This is a genomic window from Nocardioides panacis, assembly GCF_019039255.1.
GTDB classification, from domain to species: Bacteria; Actinomycetota; Actinomycetes; order Propionibacteriales; family Nocardioidaceae; genus Nocardioides_B; species Nocardioides_B panacis.
This window is the reverse complement of record NZ_CP077062.1, coordinates 2,099,976-2,115,468: the sequence shown is the minus strand read 5'-3', so window position 1 is coordinate 2,115,468 and position 15,493 is coordinate 2,099,976. Positions and strand designations below refer to the sequence as shown.

The window sequence follows — 15,493 nt, the reverse complement described above, 5'->3', positions numbered from 1 at the left end:
CCCTTTGGCGGACTTCACCGCTGAGACGCTCCGCTGGTGCGTGTGAACGATTCCGGGGTCGACCCCGGCGCGAGCTCGGTTGAGCAAGGCCGTCTCGTCGTCGCTCAGTCCTCGATCTGCGCTGCGCCCTGCCGCCTCATCGCGTCAAGTCCGTCCCGCATGGCTCGCAGCTTCTCCGGGGAGTGACCGACCCAGTCGACGAGCTCGCCGACGACCCGCAGCGGCTCGCGGGTGCGGAAGGATTGCGTGGGATTCCCCGGGAACCTCTTGTTCGTGACGTTGGGATCGTCCTCGAACTCGCCGCTCGGCTCGACGAGGTAGATACGACCGCGGCCCGCACCCGCAGCGAGCTCGGCGCCCCAGGTCGCGGCGTCGAGGGTCGCGGTGAAGTAGACGTAGTTCATCACCCGGCCCTCCTCGAAGTTCGACTCGCGGCCGGGCACCAGCATCTCGCCGACAGCGAGATCCGCCTTCGTGCCGTGCAGGTAGACGCCGGCCTCGTACACCTCGAAGGCCACGGGTTCCCTCTCGACGCTCATGCGCCGACAGTAGTCGTAGGCGTACGCGGACCAGCGGATGTCGGCAACGCACGCCAACCGCCGGCTGGGTAATGCAACCCGCGCCTTTCGTCTTGCCCTACTCCTCGATGGGCGGTCATCGCGCGAAATGCATGAGGGGCGGATCCGGGCGGACCGTGGTGGCCTTGGAGAGGTGTTTAGCGGAACCCCCCGACCGCTGCCGGCCGACAGTGGCCTAGACAGGTAGATGGTCGAGAGTCACCATCGGTTGCCTGGACGCAATCGAGCAGTTTCGATGAGCAGATGGCCGGCCAGGAACACTTTGTGTGCGCGCACTGTGGCCATTCGAATGCGTTGCCCGAGGTGAAGTCCCGGTGGGCAAGCACGGGTAAAGTACTCACATTTCTCGTTGCTGCCGCCAGCGTTTTGATCGCTGCGTTCGGGACCTTTTCTCCCGTCGAATCAACCGATATCGGAAAGGCGCGCGCCTTCTTGGGCGCCTACTACAGCAGCGCTCCGTTTCAGCCGGAGCGCACCTGGAAGCGGTTGTCGGATTCCTACAAAGAGAGCGGTCTGTCGAGCGGCCCGCTCGCGTGGGACGAGTACAGCCGCTATTTTTCGCAGTTCGACGAAATGGCAGTGAGCGACGTGGCGAACTATAAGTCGACGAGGGGGGAGTGGTACATCGCGACTGTGTACAGAAAGAACAAGAACGGTGCCACCGCCACCACGCGCTATGCATTCGAACTTCGATGCCCGTGGTACAGCCGGCTGCCTCGGCTCTCCTGCTCGCCGTCCAACATGCAGATCTACAACGACTGTGTGATCAACCAGGCGTCCGGTCGGTGCAAGGAGGACGAAGCGTCAATCGAGCCCCCGGCAGGCGAGTAGGCGCACCATCGCCGGGGACGCCGCGTCGGCGGTTTACCCGATTGGTGGAAGGGAAAAGGGTGACGGGCCCGACCCCCGCACTCCGGGTGTGGGGTCGGGCGGTGGACTGCTTGGCGACTGCGGGCGCGAGGTCCCGCGGAGTGCGTGAGTGGGAAGGAAGGGCAGCCGATGGTGGTCAGGCAGCACACCGAGCGTGGTCTGAGGGTTCTCGCGCCGGCCGGCGAGGTCGATGTGTACACGGTCGGGGGTCTGCGCGATGCCCTGAGCGAGTGTCTGGCGGCCGGGGATCTACGGATCGTGGTGGACCTGACCGACGTGACGTTCATGGACTCGTCCGGACTGGGCGTCCTGGTCGGCGGGTTGAAGAAGGTGAACTCTGTTGGTGGTTCGTTGCGGCTGGTAGGGCCGAGCAGCATGCTGCGGCGGATGCTGAAGACCACGGGTCTGACCCGGGTCTTCGACCTCTACGACTCCTTGGCGGACCTGCTCGCCACCGAGCCGGCCGAGGCCCTCGACTGACCCGCCGGGCCAGCGCCCGACGGCAGCTCGCCTGACTCCACGGCCGCGCGCGGTGGTCCGACCGTGGGGCCGGTCCATGAGCCGTCTACACGGCGAGGTGCGGTGGCCAACCGGCGAGCAGTCACCCACGGTCATTTTCTTGGCAAAGAAAACGGACAATTGTGGCGATACAGGGTCCACGTGTCGCATCCTCGGGGCATGAGCCAACTGGGGGGCCTGTCTCAGGCTGGGAGAAGCATCACGTGGAAGAGCCGGGCGTCGGTCGCTGCGCTGGCGTGTGCGGCACTGGGGGTGAGCGTCGGGGGACCGGCGGACGCGGCCACACCGCCGCCGCCCAAGCCGGTCAAGGTGGAGCCGGTCAAGGTGGCGAAGCCGAAGCCGGTCAAGAAGTCGAAGGGGCACACCGATGCCGGCATCGGTGGCACTGCGTGGGGTGACCTCAGCGCGAGCGAGGCCGCGAGCGCGTTGGACGCTGCCGGTGTCTGGGGTGCGGATCGGGACCAGGGGTCGCTGTGGGCGGTCACGTCCGGGTCCGGAGCTCAGGCGGCCTGGGCGAAGGGGCTGACGGGGAAGGACGTGACGGTCGCGGTGATCGACACCGGGATCGCGCCGGTCGCCGGCTTGGACGGCAACGACAAGGTCGTGAACGGCCCCGACCTGTCTTTCGACGGGCAGAGCACCGGCACGCGGTACGTGGACGGCTACGGGCACGGCACCCACATGGCCGGCATCATCGCCGGCCATGACGACGGCTTCGATCCCAAGCACCCGGACGCGACCGGGTTCGCCGGTGTCGCGCCGGACGCGCAGCTGCTGAACATGAAGGTCGGTGCCGCCGACGGTGGCGCGGACGTGTCCCAGGTGATCGCCGCCCTGGACTGGGTCACCGAGCACCGCAAGGACCACGGCATGAACGTGCGGGTGGTCAACCTGGCCTACGGCACCGCCTCGGTCCAGCCGTGGCAGGTCGACCCGCTGGCACGCGCGGTCGAGAACGCCTGGAACGCCGGGCTGGTCGTGGTGACCGCGGCCGGCAACGACGGGCTGGACGCTGCCTCGCTGCTGATGCCGGCCGTCGACCCGCACATTCTCGCGGTCGGTGCCGTGGACAACGAAGGCACCTCGGACCAGTCGGACGACGTGGTGGCGGCCTTCACCAACGGCGGCAACGCCACCCGCCGCCCCGACGTCCTGGCACCGGGCAAGTCGGTAGTCTCGCTGCGGGTGCCCGGCTCCTACGTCGACACCGAGCACCCAGAGGGTCTGGTCACCGGGGACGTGTCCGGCCGGTTCTTCCGCGGGTCCGGCACCTCGCAGGCCACCGCGGTCGCCTCCGGCGAGATCGCACTGCTGCTGCAGGCCCGTCCCGGTCTGACCCCGGACCAGGTCAAGGCGTTGTTGATCTCGACCGCCGACCCGCTGGTGGCGCACCCGGACCCGGCCATGGGCGCCGGTGTCACCGACGTGGCCGCCGCACTGATGGCGAAAGTGCCCTCGGCCAGCGCCGGTGCGGGCCTGCCGGACGGCACGGGCACCGGGTCCCTGGAGGCCTCCCGCGGCGGCGAGCACGTGATCGACCCTGCCAACGGGGACGTGCTGTCCGGTGAGGTCGACGCGCTCGGCTCGCCGTGGAACAGCACGGCGTGGGCAGCGGCCTCGGCGAAGCGGGACACCTGGTCCGGCGGTGCGTGGAACGGCCGCGTGTGGGCCGGAAAGTCGTGGGCCAAGGACGACTGGGCCGCGGCCACGTGGACCGGTGCCTCTTGGAGCGGGCTCGACTGGGCCACCCACCCGTGGTCGGACGCCTCGTGGCAGGCACGCAGCTGGCGGAACAGGGGCTGGGCAGCCCGCAGCTGGCGCGAGAAGTCGTGGCAGGCGCGCAGCTGGCGCAGCCTGTCCGGAACCGAGTGAGAGATGGCCTCGCAGACGCGAGCAGGCCGCGCCCGACCTGAGCGTCGGGTGTGGCAGCTCGCGGCGCTGATGGCGGCGGCCGCGGTCGCGGTCGCCGCCCCCGGCTTCATCGCGCACCCGTACGCCGCGGTGCCGGGTGTGGCCTGGTGCATCCTGCTTCCGCTGTTCGCCCTGGCGGAGGTGCACGTCATCCACCTGCCGGCCGAGCGCAGCTCGCACAGCCACGTGCTGCGCGAGATCCCGGCGGTGGCCGGTCTGACGTTCCTGGCGCCGCAGCAGTACGTGAGTGCGTACGTGCTCGGAGCCGGGCTCGCGCTGTTCGTGTGGTCGAAGCTGCGCGGGCTCAAGCTGGGCTTCAACGTCGCGATGTTCGCCCTCGAGGCGGTCCTCGGGTCGCTCACCTACCACGCCATCTTCGTGGTCGGGGAGGACCCGATCGGTGTGCATGCCTGGCTGGCCGCAGTGGTCGCCGTGCTCGTCACCGACATCATCTCTGCCGCCGCGGTCACCGCGGCGATCAGCCTGACCGACTCGCACTTCGACTCCGAGGTGCTGAGGGAGGCCGTCCGCACCGGAATCCCGGCCGCGTTGGTGAACACCTGCGTCGCCTTGCTGGTGGTCACCTTGGTGGTGGCCCGCCCGATGGCGCTGCCGCTGCTCGGGGCCCTGGTGGTCCTGCTGGTGCTCGGCTATCGGGTCCACATCCGGCTGGCGCGCGGCTACACCCGTCTACAGCAGCTCTACCAGTTCGTCGGGTCCACCGGACACACCTCCGACCTGGAACAGGCCGTCACCAACATCTTGTCCGAGGCCGCCGAGCTGCTGCACGCAACCACCGCCCAGCTCGTCCTGCTGCCCACCGCTGAGGAGCCCGGCCGGCGGATCACCTGGCAGGCCGGCAGTGTCGTCACCGACGACGTGCGCGCGGTCAGCGCCGACACCTGGTGGTCCGCCGCCGTGGGTGGGGAGTCGGTGCTGCTCAAGCACGAGTCCGGCCGGGCCGGGAAGACGACGGCCGCCGACGCAGGCTCCGGCGCCCCCCGCGACGGCGTGGCGGTGGCGCTGCGACCCGCCGAGGGCGTGGAGGCGGTACTGCTGGTCACCGACCGGACGTTCGAGGAGGAGACGTTCAGCGTCGAGGACCTCCGCGTCTTCGAGACCCTCGCCGCCCACGCGGCCGTCGCGCTGGACAAGGCGCGGGTCGTGGACCGGCTGCGGCACGTGGCCGACGAACGCGCGCACGAGGCCATGCACGACCCGTTGACCGGGCTTCCGAACCGGCGCGCCTTCACCGACGCCGTGGAGGCCGCCATGCTCCGCGGCGAGACCGCGGCCGTGCTGTTGCTGGACCTCGACGACTTCAAGGACGTCAACGACACGTTGGGTCACACCGCCGGCGACCGGCTGCTGACGGTGACCGGGGAACGCCTCATCGGCACCGGCGCGGAGGCCCCTAGCGCGATGGTGGCGCGTCTGGGCGGAGACGAGTTCGCCGTGCTCCTGCCGGGGATGGACACCGAGACCGCGGTCGTCCACGCACGGGCTCTGCACGAGGTGCTGTGCGCTCCCGTACCGCTGCTCGGAGTGGAGCTGACCAGCTCGGCCAGCATCGGGGTCACCGAGTTCTACGGCACCTCGCGCTCGAGCGAGGACGTGCTCGCCCAGGCCGACGTCGCCATGTACGCCGCCAAGGCGTCCCGCTGCGGCGTCCAGGCCTACCGGGTCGAGGACGGCCACTCCACCGCCCGACGCCTCGCGCTCGCCGCCGACCTCAAGGTGGCGGTCCGCGAGAGGACGCTGGAGCTCTGGTACCAACCCCAGGCGGCCACCGGGACCGGCCAGGTCACCGGCTTCGAGGCTCTGCTGCGCTGGGACCACCCCCAGTTCGGGTACGTGCCGCCACCGGAGATCATCGCCGTCGCACACCGCACGGGCCTGCTCCGCTCACTCACCGACAGCATCCTGGGACAGGCCCTGCGCGACCGCGCCCGCTGGGCCGCGGCAGGCCACGACCTCGATGTCTCGGTGAACGTCACTCCTGCCGACATCGCCGACCTCGCCCTGGTCGAGGTCGTCGACGCCGAGCTGTCCGCCACGGGCACCGCACCGGGAGCCCTGGTCATCGAGATCACCGAGAGCGACGCGATGCGTGACTTCGACCGGAGTCTCGTCGTGCTGTGCGCGCTGGAGGCTCGTGGGGTGCGGCTCTCGGTCGACGACTTCGGCACCGGGCACTCCTCCCTGGCCTACCTGGACCGGCTCCCGGTCCACGAGGTCAAGATCGACCAGTCATTCGTGTTCCGGGTCGAGAAGGACGCCGCGGACTCGACCATCGTGCGCGCGACCGTCAACCTCGCCCACGACCTCGGCCTTCGGGTCGTTGCCGAGGGTGTCGAGAACGACCTCGCCAAGTCGCTGGTCACCGAGATGGGCTGCGACCTGTACCAGGGCTACGGGCTGGCCCGCCCGATGCCCGCCGACCAGCTCCTCGGCTGGCTGGCACGACACCAGGCGCACGCCCTGATCACCCGCGCCGACGACGTCCGCCCAGGCCCGGCAGCACCGGTAGCACCGGCACTGCGTGCGGTGTCCGGCACCTGACAACCACCGCTGAACTGACCGGACCGAAGCGCTCGCGGGACGACGCCTGGAGCGGTCGGAGAATCTGGAGGCACGCGCACCTGGCGGAAGTCAGCATCGGGGAGTACCGGTGCGACCTGTGCACCGGCACCTGGCGGCTGTGACCGCGGCTGGTCGACGGGCAGCGTCCGCGCGCACCAATCCAGTCGTGCTCGTCCAAGGACGACCGGGGCGTCGCGCTGGTGGGAGGCCCCGCCGACCGACTCACTAACGGAGCTTCGTCCGTGCTGGGTGATCCCCCGAGACGGGAGCGCCGAAACGATCTCGGGATCTGAGCACGCGCCGACCCCAGTGCACTGGGAAGGATCCGATGATGAGCACGGCGACCGAGGCGCACAAGCCTCTGCAGAGCTTGCGCTACCGGCTGAGCACCTCGTTGGCGGAGCTGACGCCGGCGCAGCGAGCAGCCCTGGGCAGGTCTGCGCGGGACAGGGCGCCCCGGGAGAGTCATGCAGTGTTCGATCCGGGGCGGGACCGGGCCGATCCGATCGGTCTGCTGGAGGAGCAGGCGGCTTCCCGGGTCCCGGAGCTGGTGCCGGTGCGGCGAGGTCGCATGATGGTGTCGCCGTTCACGTTCTTCCGGGGGGCGGCGCTGCCCATGGCCAGCGACCTCGCCACGACACCCGTTTCGGGACTTGGCGTTCAGGCGTGCGGAGACGCGCACCTGTCCAACTTCGGGATCTTCGGTTCCGCGGAGCGCCGGCTGGTCTTCGACGTCAACGACTTCGACGAGACGCTGCCTGGGCCGTGGGAATGGGATGTGAAGCGGCTCGCGACCAGCCTCGAGATCGCCGCACGCGACAACGGGTTCTCTCACAAGCATCGCCATCGCATCGTCAAGGCGGCGGTGGCGCGGTACCGCTCCGCGATGCGGGACTTCTCCGGGATGAGCAATCTGGACGTCTGGTACGCGCGGGCAGACATGGACGACCTACGACGGGAGTTCGACTCGCAGCTGAGGAAGCGACAACGCAAGTTCGTGGACAAGGGCATCGCCAAGGCGCAGACCAGGGACAGCATGCAGGAGGTGGCGAAGCTGACCCGGGTCGTCCACGGCCGCCCGAGGATCATCTCGGACCCGCCCCTGCTGGTGCCCCTCGACGATCTCCTGCCATCGACGACGGACTACGCGGCGTTCGAGGCACAGGTACGGGGACTGCTCACGCAGTACCGGCGCACGCTGGAGACCGATCGGCGGTTCCTGCTGGAGACGTACGCGTTCGCCGACATGGCCAGGAAGGTCGTCGGCGTGGGCAGCGTCGGGACCCGCTGCTGGATCATCCTGCTCCTGGGGAAAGACACCTCCGACTCACTCTTCCTCCAGGTCAAGGAGGCCGAAGAGTCGGTGCTCAGCCGCTTCGTGGGAGCCAGCGAGTACACCGACCAGGGGCAGCGGGTCGTCGCCGGTCAGCGGCTGATGCAGGCCACGAGCGACATCTTCCTGGGATGGCAGCACACCGAGGTCGGCTTGGACGGCCAACCGCGTGACTTCTACGTCCGCCAGCTGCGTGACTGGAAGTACTCCGTCCCCATCGAGAGTCTGGGCCCGCCCGGACTGCAGCTGTACGGCGAGATGTGCGGGTGGACCCTGGCCAGGGCGCACGCACGCTCGGGGGACCGGATCGCGATCGCCGCCTACCTGGGCAGCTCGAACATCTTCGACAAGGCGGTCACACGGTTCGCGTCCGCATACGCGGACCAGAACGAACGCGACCACGCGGCGCTCCTGGAGGCCGTCGAGTCTGGACGGTTGACGGCCGAGCGCAACATCTGAGCCGCTGGCTCGCCTACGCCCGCGACACCTGTGCGCTGGTCGTCGAACTCATCCCTGCCGGGTGGTGTCGCCGGCCGGGTGCCCGTCCTAGTTTCGCGATGGTTCCGTGCTGAAGTCCCTGCTGTTGGGGTGTGAGTGGCGATGTCTCAGGAACAAGATGCTGGCAGAGTCGGCGGCCGTTTCGAGCGATGGTTCGAGGTGGAAGTCGTCCAGCCGATGGCCGACTTCCAGGATCCGAGCCAGGAGTGGCGGCGGTTGTTCTCCGAGCTGTTGGGGACCTTCTTCCTGGTTCTCGTCGCCGCCGGTGGCGGCATGATGGGTCAGGCCTTCCCGAACACGATCAGTCGGACTGCGGCCGTGGTGGCGCCGGCGTTGATGGTGCTGTCGGTCATCCTGTTCATGGGCAAGGTGTCAGGCGCCCATCTCAATCCGGCGGTGAGTGTGGCGTTCTCGCTGCGAGGAGACTTCCCGTGGAGGCGGGTGCCCGGCTACGTCCTGGCCCAGCTCGCCGGAGCAGCGGTGGCGGCCTGGTTCCTGCAAGCGGTCATCGGCATATCCGCGACGACCGGATCCAACTATCCAGCTTCCGGGTACTCCTCCTTCGACGCGTTCCTGATGGAAGCGGTCCTCACCCTGGGACTGGTGAGTGTCATCTTGGGGACGGCCTCGGGTGCGCAGAACGTCGGTGTGATCGGTGCGCTGGGTGTGGGTTCCTACATCGCGCTGGCCGGCCTGTGGGGGAGCCCGATCTCGGGTGCGTCGATGAACCCCGCCCGCACGTTCGGTCCTGACCTGATCGGAGCCGACTTCTCGGACTTCTGGGTCTACATCGCGGGGCCGCTGACCGGCGCAGTGATCGCGGTCGGCGTCGCGTTCGTGCTCCGCGGGTACGGCGGGGGCCGTAGCGGGTCCGCGGCAGCCCAGGGGGTGCTGGGGACCGAGGTCAAGCGTTCCGACCGGTAGTGGTCCGTCCGCCGGCGCGGCTCTGCCGGGCGGATCTGCGAGAACGTGCCTCGTTGGCTGTGCGTTCGGCGTTCCGTACTGTGGGAAGCCCACTGCGAGGCGACGGAGGACCGATGAGCGACCCGAGCCCGTACGTCATCCTCGATGCTGCCGGCTGGAGCGTCACCACCGTCGACGGCGATCCCACGAACGGCAAGATCCGCTATGCCAAGGACGACTGGGAGCTGCGCGTCAACTGGCGGCCGGACTGCTGGTTCGAGGAGTACCTGGCCAGCCGTCGGCACATCAGCCCGCCGGGCCCGGTCACGCTGCTCGGCGAGCCCGCCGAGATGTGGGCCTACCACCGCCGCGATCACACGGTGCTAGGGCCCGTCCACGGGGAGACCTTCCTCGAGGTTCGGGGGAGGGCATGGAGCGTGCAGCGTTCGTCGGGCTGCTCGACCGTTTGCGCCAGGTCCACACCGGCGAGTTCGACGCGAGGCTGCCGGCGGACGTCGTGCGTCCCCCTCAGGTTGCGGCGACCGTGACTCTGTTGCTGACCGGCGTCGAGACCCCGGACGGGTTCGACGCCACCACGATCGCGGTCCCGCCGTACCAGCAGCCCTACCATGTCGCCGCGCGCGTCACCGGGAGCGTGGGGTGCGCCTGGATCGACCAGTACGGCGCCGCACATGCCTCTGGTGACCATGCCGCGAAGCGGAGGGCTGTCGCCGCCATGAGTCACAGCCGACGCTGGCCCGTGCTGCGCGGGATGCAGCACTCTGGCGACTGGGCGGATGAATTCTGGTGCGTCGCCGACGACATGGCGGCCGACAAGCCCCCTGGTGACCTGCACGGGCGAATCTGTTCCGGGGCCGGCCATCGGACGTCTGCGTAGCGGTACCGGCCCCAACTGCGTCCTCGTGCCCGGGTCCTCGTCCCGACCGCGGTGTTCCCCGCCCTGATCGTCGTGGGCCAGTTGTGGCCTTCGGACGCTGGGCTGACGCTCGCCGGGTCGTGTGGACCGTCGCGGAGATCGCCAGCATCGTCGGACCGCGTGACGGCGGACGGCCCCACCGGACCGAAGGGTCTCGTCCTGAGGGCGTAACCGCTGCGGCGCGGGGTCGTTGGGGATGGCAGATATCAGGACCGGGTCTTGCGCGGACTTGTGCGTGGAGGCTGTGGTTCCCGTTCCGTGACCGACAAGGGAGTTCCTCCGATGAGCCGAGCGCGGCGCTTGATCCACAGCAGGGCCCTGGGTGTGACCGCGGTGATCGGGTTGCTGACCGCTGGCCTGACCCTCGGCTCCGCGGACGCGGCCACACCGACGGCGGGCACGGTGTCGGACACCAGCACGAGCGCGACCTGGTCCGGTGGCCCGTTCGTCGCCCCGAACGCGACCGGCAACGCGCTCGGTACGCCGGACTGCAGCGTCCCGCAGTCGTGCGACGACTTCACCCTGCACGTCGCGACGCCGGCCGGCTACGGCACCACCCACACCCTGAACATCAAGGTGGCGTGGACCAACGCCGCCGCCGACTTCGACGTCTACGTCCTCGACCGGGACGGCAACGTGGTCGGCACCTCGGCCTCGTCCGCCGACCCGGAGCAGGTCGGCCTGCCGCCCGACTCCGGCGACTACACCGTGCGCGTGGTGCCCTACGCCCCGCTCGGGTCGTCGTACTCCGCCACCGCGACGCTGGCCACCGTGCCGGCCAATCCTGCGCCCGGCACCGATACTCCGCCGAGCTTCGCCGACTACGCGGCGCCGAGCTCGTTCAAGGACGCGAACAACGCCGGGGAGCCGTCGATCGGCACCAACTTCTCGACCGGCGCGACGATGTACCAGGCCTACCTGTCCACCTTCAAGGCCAGCTTCGACGACAGCGTCACCCCGGCCAAGGCCACCTGGTCCGACGTGTCGGCGAGCGCCGCGAACGGCTGCCCGCAGGGCAGCACCGCGAGCCTCGACCCGATCCTGTTCACCGACCACCAGACCGGCCGCACCTTCGAGTCGCAGCTGTCGGGTGTCGACTCGCTGACCTGCTACACCGACGACGACGGCACGACCTGGTCGCCGAGCACCGGTGGGGGCATCCCCTCGGGGGTCGACCACCAGACCATCGGTGGCGGCCCGTTCTCGAGCGGCGGTCTGGGAGCCGTCTCCCCGACGGGCTACAAGAACGCCGTGTACTACTGCAGCCAGGACATTGCCACCGCGTTCTGTGCGGCCTCGCACACCGGAGGCGCGACGTTCGAGGCGGGCGTCCCGACGTACAGCCTGCTTGACTGCGGTGGCCTGCACGGACACATCAAGGTCGCTCCGGACGGCACCGCCTACCTGCCCAACAAGGGCTGCGGGGACTCGCAGGCCGCCGTTGTCTCCCAGGACAACGGCCTGTCCTGGAACGTCTCCAAGGTTCCGGGGGCGACGCCCGGCGACTCCGACCCGTCCATCGGCGTCGGCGCCAACGGCACGGTCTACTTCGGCTACGTCGGCGCGGACGGCAAGCCCGGCATGGCGGTCAGCCGCGACCGCGGCAAGACCTGGACCGACCGGCAGACCGTCGGCACGAGCCTCGGCATCCAGAACGCGGTCTTCCCGACCGTGGTCGCGGGTGACGACGACCGCGCCTCGATCGCCTACCTCGGCACCCCGACCGGTGGCAACTACCAGGACAACGCCAACTTCCACGGCGTCTGGCACCTCTACGTGGACACGACGTACGACGGCGGCAAGAGCTGGGTCACCAGCGACGCCACACCGGGCGACCCGGTCCAGGTCGGCTCGATCTGCACCGGCGGCACCACCTGCGGCGACGACCGCAACCTGCTGGACTTCATCGACGTCACCGTCGACAGCCACGGCCGGATCACGGCCGGCTTCGCTGACGGCTGCATCAACGCGTGCGTCACCGACCCGAACCACTCCGGTCGCGACGCCTACGCCACGATCGCCCGGCAGAGTGCGGGCAAGCCGCTCTTCGCGAAGTACGACCCCGCTGTCACCAACGCCACCCTGTCCTCGCTCGGGGTGGCCGCGGCTAAGAGCGGCAGCGTCTCCGCGACCATGCTCGTGAAGAACACCGGCACCACGACGCTGACGGGTGTGGCCACCCAGGTGCTGGACGGGACCAAGGCGGTCGGCGTGGTGACCACGGCCAGCCTCGCTCCGGGCACGAGCAAGACACTGAGCGTCACCTGGAAGGCCGCCAGGGGCACGCACGCCGTCACCTCGACGGTCGACCCGGCCAACAAGATCGCCGAGTCGAACGAAGGCGACAACAAGCTGCAGAAGTCGGTCTCGGTCAAGTGAGGGGCAACCTGCGTGCGGCCGGCCTGCTCGTCGCGACGGCCCTGATGGGCACCTCCCTGGTCGCTTGCGGCGGTGGTGCCGAAGCGGACAAGGAGAAGGAGAAGATCGGCGCTGGTGCGGCCGCGGACCTCTCCACCTGCCGCGACGACGCGAAGGCCGCTGCCACGCCCTACGGTGACGGCTTCCCGACCGACTGGCCCTTCCCCCCCAGACACGGTGGTCTACAAGGCCGAGGACCGCGGTGCCGGCGGCACCATCGTCAGCGGCGTCTCCTCCTCGTCGTTCAAGGACATCCTGGACTTCCTCAACCACGACGTCGTCGATGCGGGGTTCGCGATAGAGAAGGGCGAGACAGAGGACCACGACGCCGAGGCCGAGTGGCAGGGCAACGGGTTCCGGGGACGTTGGTCCATCAGAGAGTCCGCCACCTGCTCCGGCGAGACCGTCATCCAGGTGCTGTCCACGACTGAATGAAGTCCGGGGTGAACAAGTCGAACGCGCTCGACGGTAGCGTCCTCGATGGCTACGGCGGATCGGTCGGCGCCCACCAGCGGAAGCTCCTCGACGGTGCCCAGCTCGGCGGCACCTGCCGGTGAGCGCGAGTCCGCGCGGGGCGCCGCCGAGGACGAAACCCCGCGCCTGTCTCAGTCGGTCGAGCGGTACTTCCGAAGCAGGGCGGCCGCCCCGGAGAGGGCGACGACCAGGCCGCCGTACGCGTAGGTCGTGGTGGCCAGGCCGATGTGGGGTGCCGCGATGCCGGCGACGACGGCGGGAATCCCGAAGGCCAGATAGCTGACCACGAAGACCGAGGCGAAAAGCTCGCCCCGCTCGTGCGGAGCGACGACCGGTGTGATCGAGCGCATGATGCCCAAGAAAGAGGTGCCGAAGCCCGATCCGGCGACCACGGCAGCGGCGATGAAGCCCCAGTAGGACCCGGCCGCCAGCGCCACGAGCGTGAGCGCGGTGCCGAGGGCGAGGGCCGTGGTGCCGTAGAGCGTGATGTGCCGGGACGAGTGCTTGCGCGCGAAGAAGCTCGACAGGGCGCCGATCCCGGCAAGCGTGGTGACCACGAAACCTTGCTGGAGATGCGTGGTGCCGCCGAGCTCCTGAGCCACGATCGGAGCCCCGAGCGAGAGGTAGAGGCCTCCGGTGGCCCAGCCCGCGAAGAGCGCCGGGGCGCTGCGGACGAAGGCCGGTCGGGCTGAGCGTGGGACGCCGACCGTGGGGCGGAACGATCGCAGGAGACCGCTGTGGCGTGGGGAGGTCTCCGGCAGGAGCCAGACGGCGAGGGCCAGCACGAGGTAGACGCCGCTCAGCGCGCCGAAGACGTCGGCCATGGGCGAGACCGTCTGGTCGATGACCACGCCGCCGACCAGCGCACCCAGCGCGAGGCCGGCTAGCGGGACGACGCTGTTGAACGTCGCAGCGATGCCGGGGCGGCTCTCGGGCCCGAGATCGACCACCGTCGCGGTGAGCGACGAGAGGAGGAGGCCGCTGGCGACCCCCTGCACGATCCGGGCCAGGACGAGCAGGGTGACGGAGTCGGCGTGCCAGAAGACCAGCATGCTGAGCGCCAGCAGCGCGAAGGCCGCCGAGACGACCGGCCGACGACCGAGGTGGTCGGACAGCGAGCCGGTCACCAGCAAGGTGAGCAGCAGCGCGACGGCGTAGACGGCGAAGATCGCGGTCAACGTGGCGGGGGAGAATCCGATCTCCCGCTCGAGCACGGGGTAGAACGGCGACGGTGCGCTGGCCCCGACCATCATCGCCAGGAGCGCCACGAGGGACAACGCGAACCCGGACGCGGAGCCGCGGTGGGCGGGGGCTTCAACGGCGACGGTCATGGGGGTCCTCGGGGTGCGGGTTCGACAGACGATGGTTCGAAAGTTATGGAACTGTTGGCACCGTACGTGAGTTCGGCCGTTGGTTCAACTATTGTCGAACCATGCCCGCTGCGCCAGAGCTCCCACACCCCGAGATGAGTGAGGTCGCCCTCACCGACGTGCTGTTCGCCCTGAGTGACCCGACGCGCCTCGACCTGGCCCGCCAGCTCGTCGACGGCCCGATGGACATGGCTGCGTGCAGCGCGACCGGCGGACCCGTGCCGAAGGCGACCAAGTCCCACCAGCTGAAGGTGCTGCGCGAAGCCGGAGTCGTGCGAAACGTGCCCAAGGGGCGGGGCCGGCTGCTGAGCCTCCGGCGCGACGAGCTCGATGCAGCGTTCCCGGGCTTGCTCGACTCGGTGCTCGGTGCCCGTACGGCGCCGGGGCAGACCTCTGTCGAGATCTGACCTCGACCTGCGAGTCGCACGGCCCGGCGCGGGCAACGCTCTCACCAGGACGCGGACACGGTGTTCAGTGCCTGGTCTCGTACCTGGTCAGGAGCACGCCGTCGGGAAACGTCCGGGTCTCCAGCAGGTTCAGGTTCACCCAGTTGTCCAGGGCCGTGAAGAACGGCGTTCCACCACCCACCAGGACCGGGTGGGTGACGATCGCGTACTCGTCGATCAGCCCGGCCCGCATGGCCGCAGCGGCGAGGGTGGCGCCGCCGACGTCCATGGGACCGCCAGCTTCCGTCTTGAGCCGGGCGATCTCGGTGACAGCGTCGCCGGTGACCAGGCGGGCGTTCCAGTCGACCGCGCTGGTCGTCGAGGAGAACACCACCTTCGGCATGTCCCGCCATCGGCGGGCGTACTCGATCTGCGCCGGTGTTGCGCCCGGCTGCTGGTCGGCGGTCGGCCAGTGGGAGCTCATCGTCTCCCACAGCTTGCGCCCGTACAGCGCAAGGCCCGTCGCCCCCACCCGGTCGGACCACCACTGGAACAGCTCGTCGCTCGGCACGCTCCAGCCGAGGTCGTCGCCGGGCGCGGTGACGTAGCCGTCCAGGCTCAGGTTCATGGCGAAGGTCAGTCTCCGCATGGCGTCTGCCTCTCCGTGAGTCGAACATTCGGGCGTACCGTGCGTCGTCGAGCGCAAGCTACGC

Annotated in this window: 14 protein-coding genes; 11 read left to right on the top strand and 3 right to left on the bottom strand. The window is 69.5% G+C overall.

Translation table 11 applies throughout. The features are described 5' to 3' along the window. Positions 1-104 precede the first annotated feature (104 nt). Positions 105-539 (bottom strand): NAD(+)--rifampin ADP-ribosyltransferase, encoded by a 435-nt coding sequence (gene arr, locus KRR39_RS10270; RefSeq protein ID WP_216941924.1) that lies wholly within the window; start codon positions 537-539, stop codon positions 105-107. Between the two features lie 282 nt (positions 540-821). On the opposite strand from arr, the gene KRR39_RS10265 reads away from it, so the two are divergent. The 10 genes from KRR39_RS10265 (at position 822) to KRR39_RS10220 (ending at position 12,985) form a co-directional block, all read left to right on the top strand. Further along, a complete protein-coding gene (locus tag KRR39_RS10265) occupies positions 822-1,409 on the top strand; it encodes a hypothetical protein (protein ID WP_216941923.1) in 588 nt (195 codons plus the stop codon). A 168-nt stretch (positions 1,410-1,577) separates the two neighbouring features. Further along, on the top strand, positions 1,578-1,928 hold the full coding sequence (locus tag KRR39_RS10260; RefSeq protein WP_216941922.1) for an STAS domain-containing protein: 351 nt from the start codon (positions 1,578-1,580) through the stop codon (positions 1,926-1,928). 291 nt (positions 1,929-2,219) lie between these two features. Further along, positions 2,220-3,839, top strand: coding sequence for a S8 family serine peptidase (locus tag KRR39_RS10255; RefSeq protein WP_216941921.1), 1,620 nt, complete (start codon positions 2,220-2,222; stop codon positions 3,837-3,839). 3 nt (positions 3,840-3,842) lie between these two features. After that, positions 3,843-6,440 (top strand): putative bifunctional diguanylate cyclase/phosphodiesterase, encoded by a 2,598-nt coding sequence (locus tag KRR39_RS10250; protein ID WP_216941920.1) that lies wholly within the window; start codon positions 3,843-3,845, stop codon positions 6,438-6,440. 352 nt (positions 6,441-6,792) lie between these two features. Beyond that, positions 6,793-8,253, top strand: a complete 1,461-nt coding sequence (locus KRR39_RS10245; protein ID WP_216941919.1) for a DUF2252 domain-containing protein — start codon at positions 6,793-6,795, stop codon at positions 8,251-8,253. A 198-nt stretch (positions 8,254-8,451) separates the two neighbouring features. Continuing rightward, positions 8,452-9,216, top strand: coding sequence for an MIP/aquaporin family protein (locus KRR39_RS10240; RefSeq protein ID WP_216941918.1), 765 nt, complete (start codon positions 8,452-8,454; stop codon positions 9,214-9,216). A 113-nt stretch (positions 9,217-9,329) separates the two neighbouring features. Next, on the top strand, positions 9,330-9,743 hold the full coding sequence (locus KRR39_RS10235) for a hypothetical protein (RefSeq protein ID WP_216941917.1): 414 nt from the start codon (positions 9,330-9,332) through the stop codon (positions 9,741-9,743). Then, positions 9,740-10,093, top strand: coding sequence for a hypothetical protein (locus tag KRR39_RS10230; RefSeq protein ID WP_216941916.1), 354 nt, complete (start codon positions 9,740-9,742; stop codon positions 10,091-10,093). The genes KRR39_RS10235 and KRR39_RS10230 overlap by 4 nt, the downstream gene beginning before the upstream one ends. A 363-nt stretch (positions 10,094-10,456) precedes the next feature. Further along, positions 10,457-12,511, top strand: a complete 2,055-nt coding sequence (locus KRR39_RS10225) for a CARDB domain-containing protein (protein WP_216941915.1) — start codon at positions 10,457-10,459, stop codon at positions 12,509-12,511. A gap of 216 nt (positions 12,512-12,727) precedes the next feature. After that, entirely contained in the window at positions 12,728-12,985 is a 258-nt protein-coding gene (locus KRR39_RS10220; protein ID WP_216941914.1) for a hypothetical protein, read from the top strand. 170 nt (positions 12,986-13,155) lie between these two features. On the opposite strand, the gene KRR39_RS10215 is transcribed toward KRR39_RS10220, so the two are convergent. Next, positions 13,156-14,355 (bottom strand): MFS transporter, encoded by a 1,200-nt coding sequence (locus KRR39_RS10215; RefSeq protein ID WP_216941913.1) that lies wholly within the window; start codon positions 14,353-14,355, stop codon positions 13,156-13,158. Between the two features lie 134 nt (positions 14,356-14,489). On the opposite strand from KRR39_RS10215, the gene KRR39_RS10210 reads away from it, so the two are divergent. Next, positions 14,490-14,801 carry an ArsR/SmtB family transcription factor gene (locus KRR39_RS10210; protein ID WP_254185656.1) on the top strand — a complete coding sequence of 104 codons (312 nt, stop codon included), beginning with the start codon at positions 14,490-14,492 and terminating at the stop codon, positions 14,799-14,801. 64 nt (positions 14,802-14,865) lie between these two features. Here the strand turns inward: KRR39_RS10210 and KRR39_RS10205 are convergent, their stop codons facing one another. Then, a complete protein-coding gene (locus KRR39_RS10205) occupies positions 14,866-15,429 on the bottom strand; it encodes a dihydrofolate reductase family protein (RefSeq protein ID WP_216941911.1) in 564 nt (187 codons plus the stop codon). Positions 15,430-15,493 lie beyond the last annotated feature (64 nt).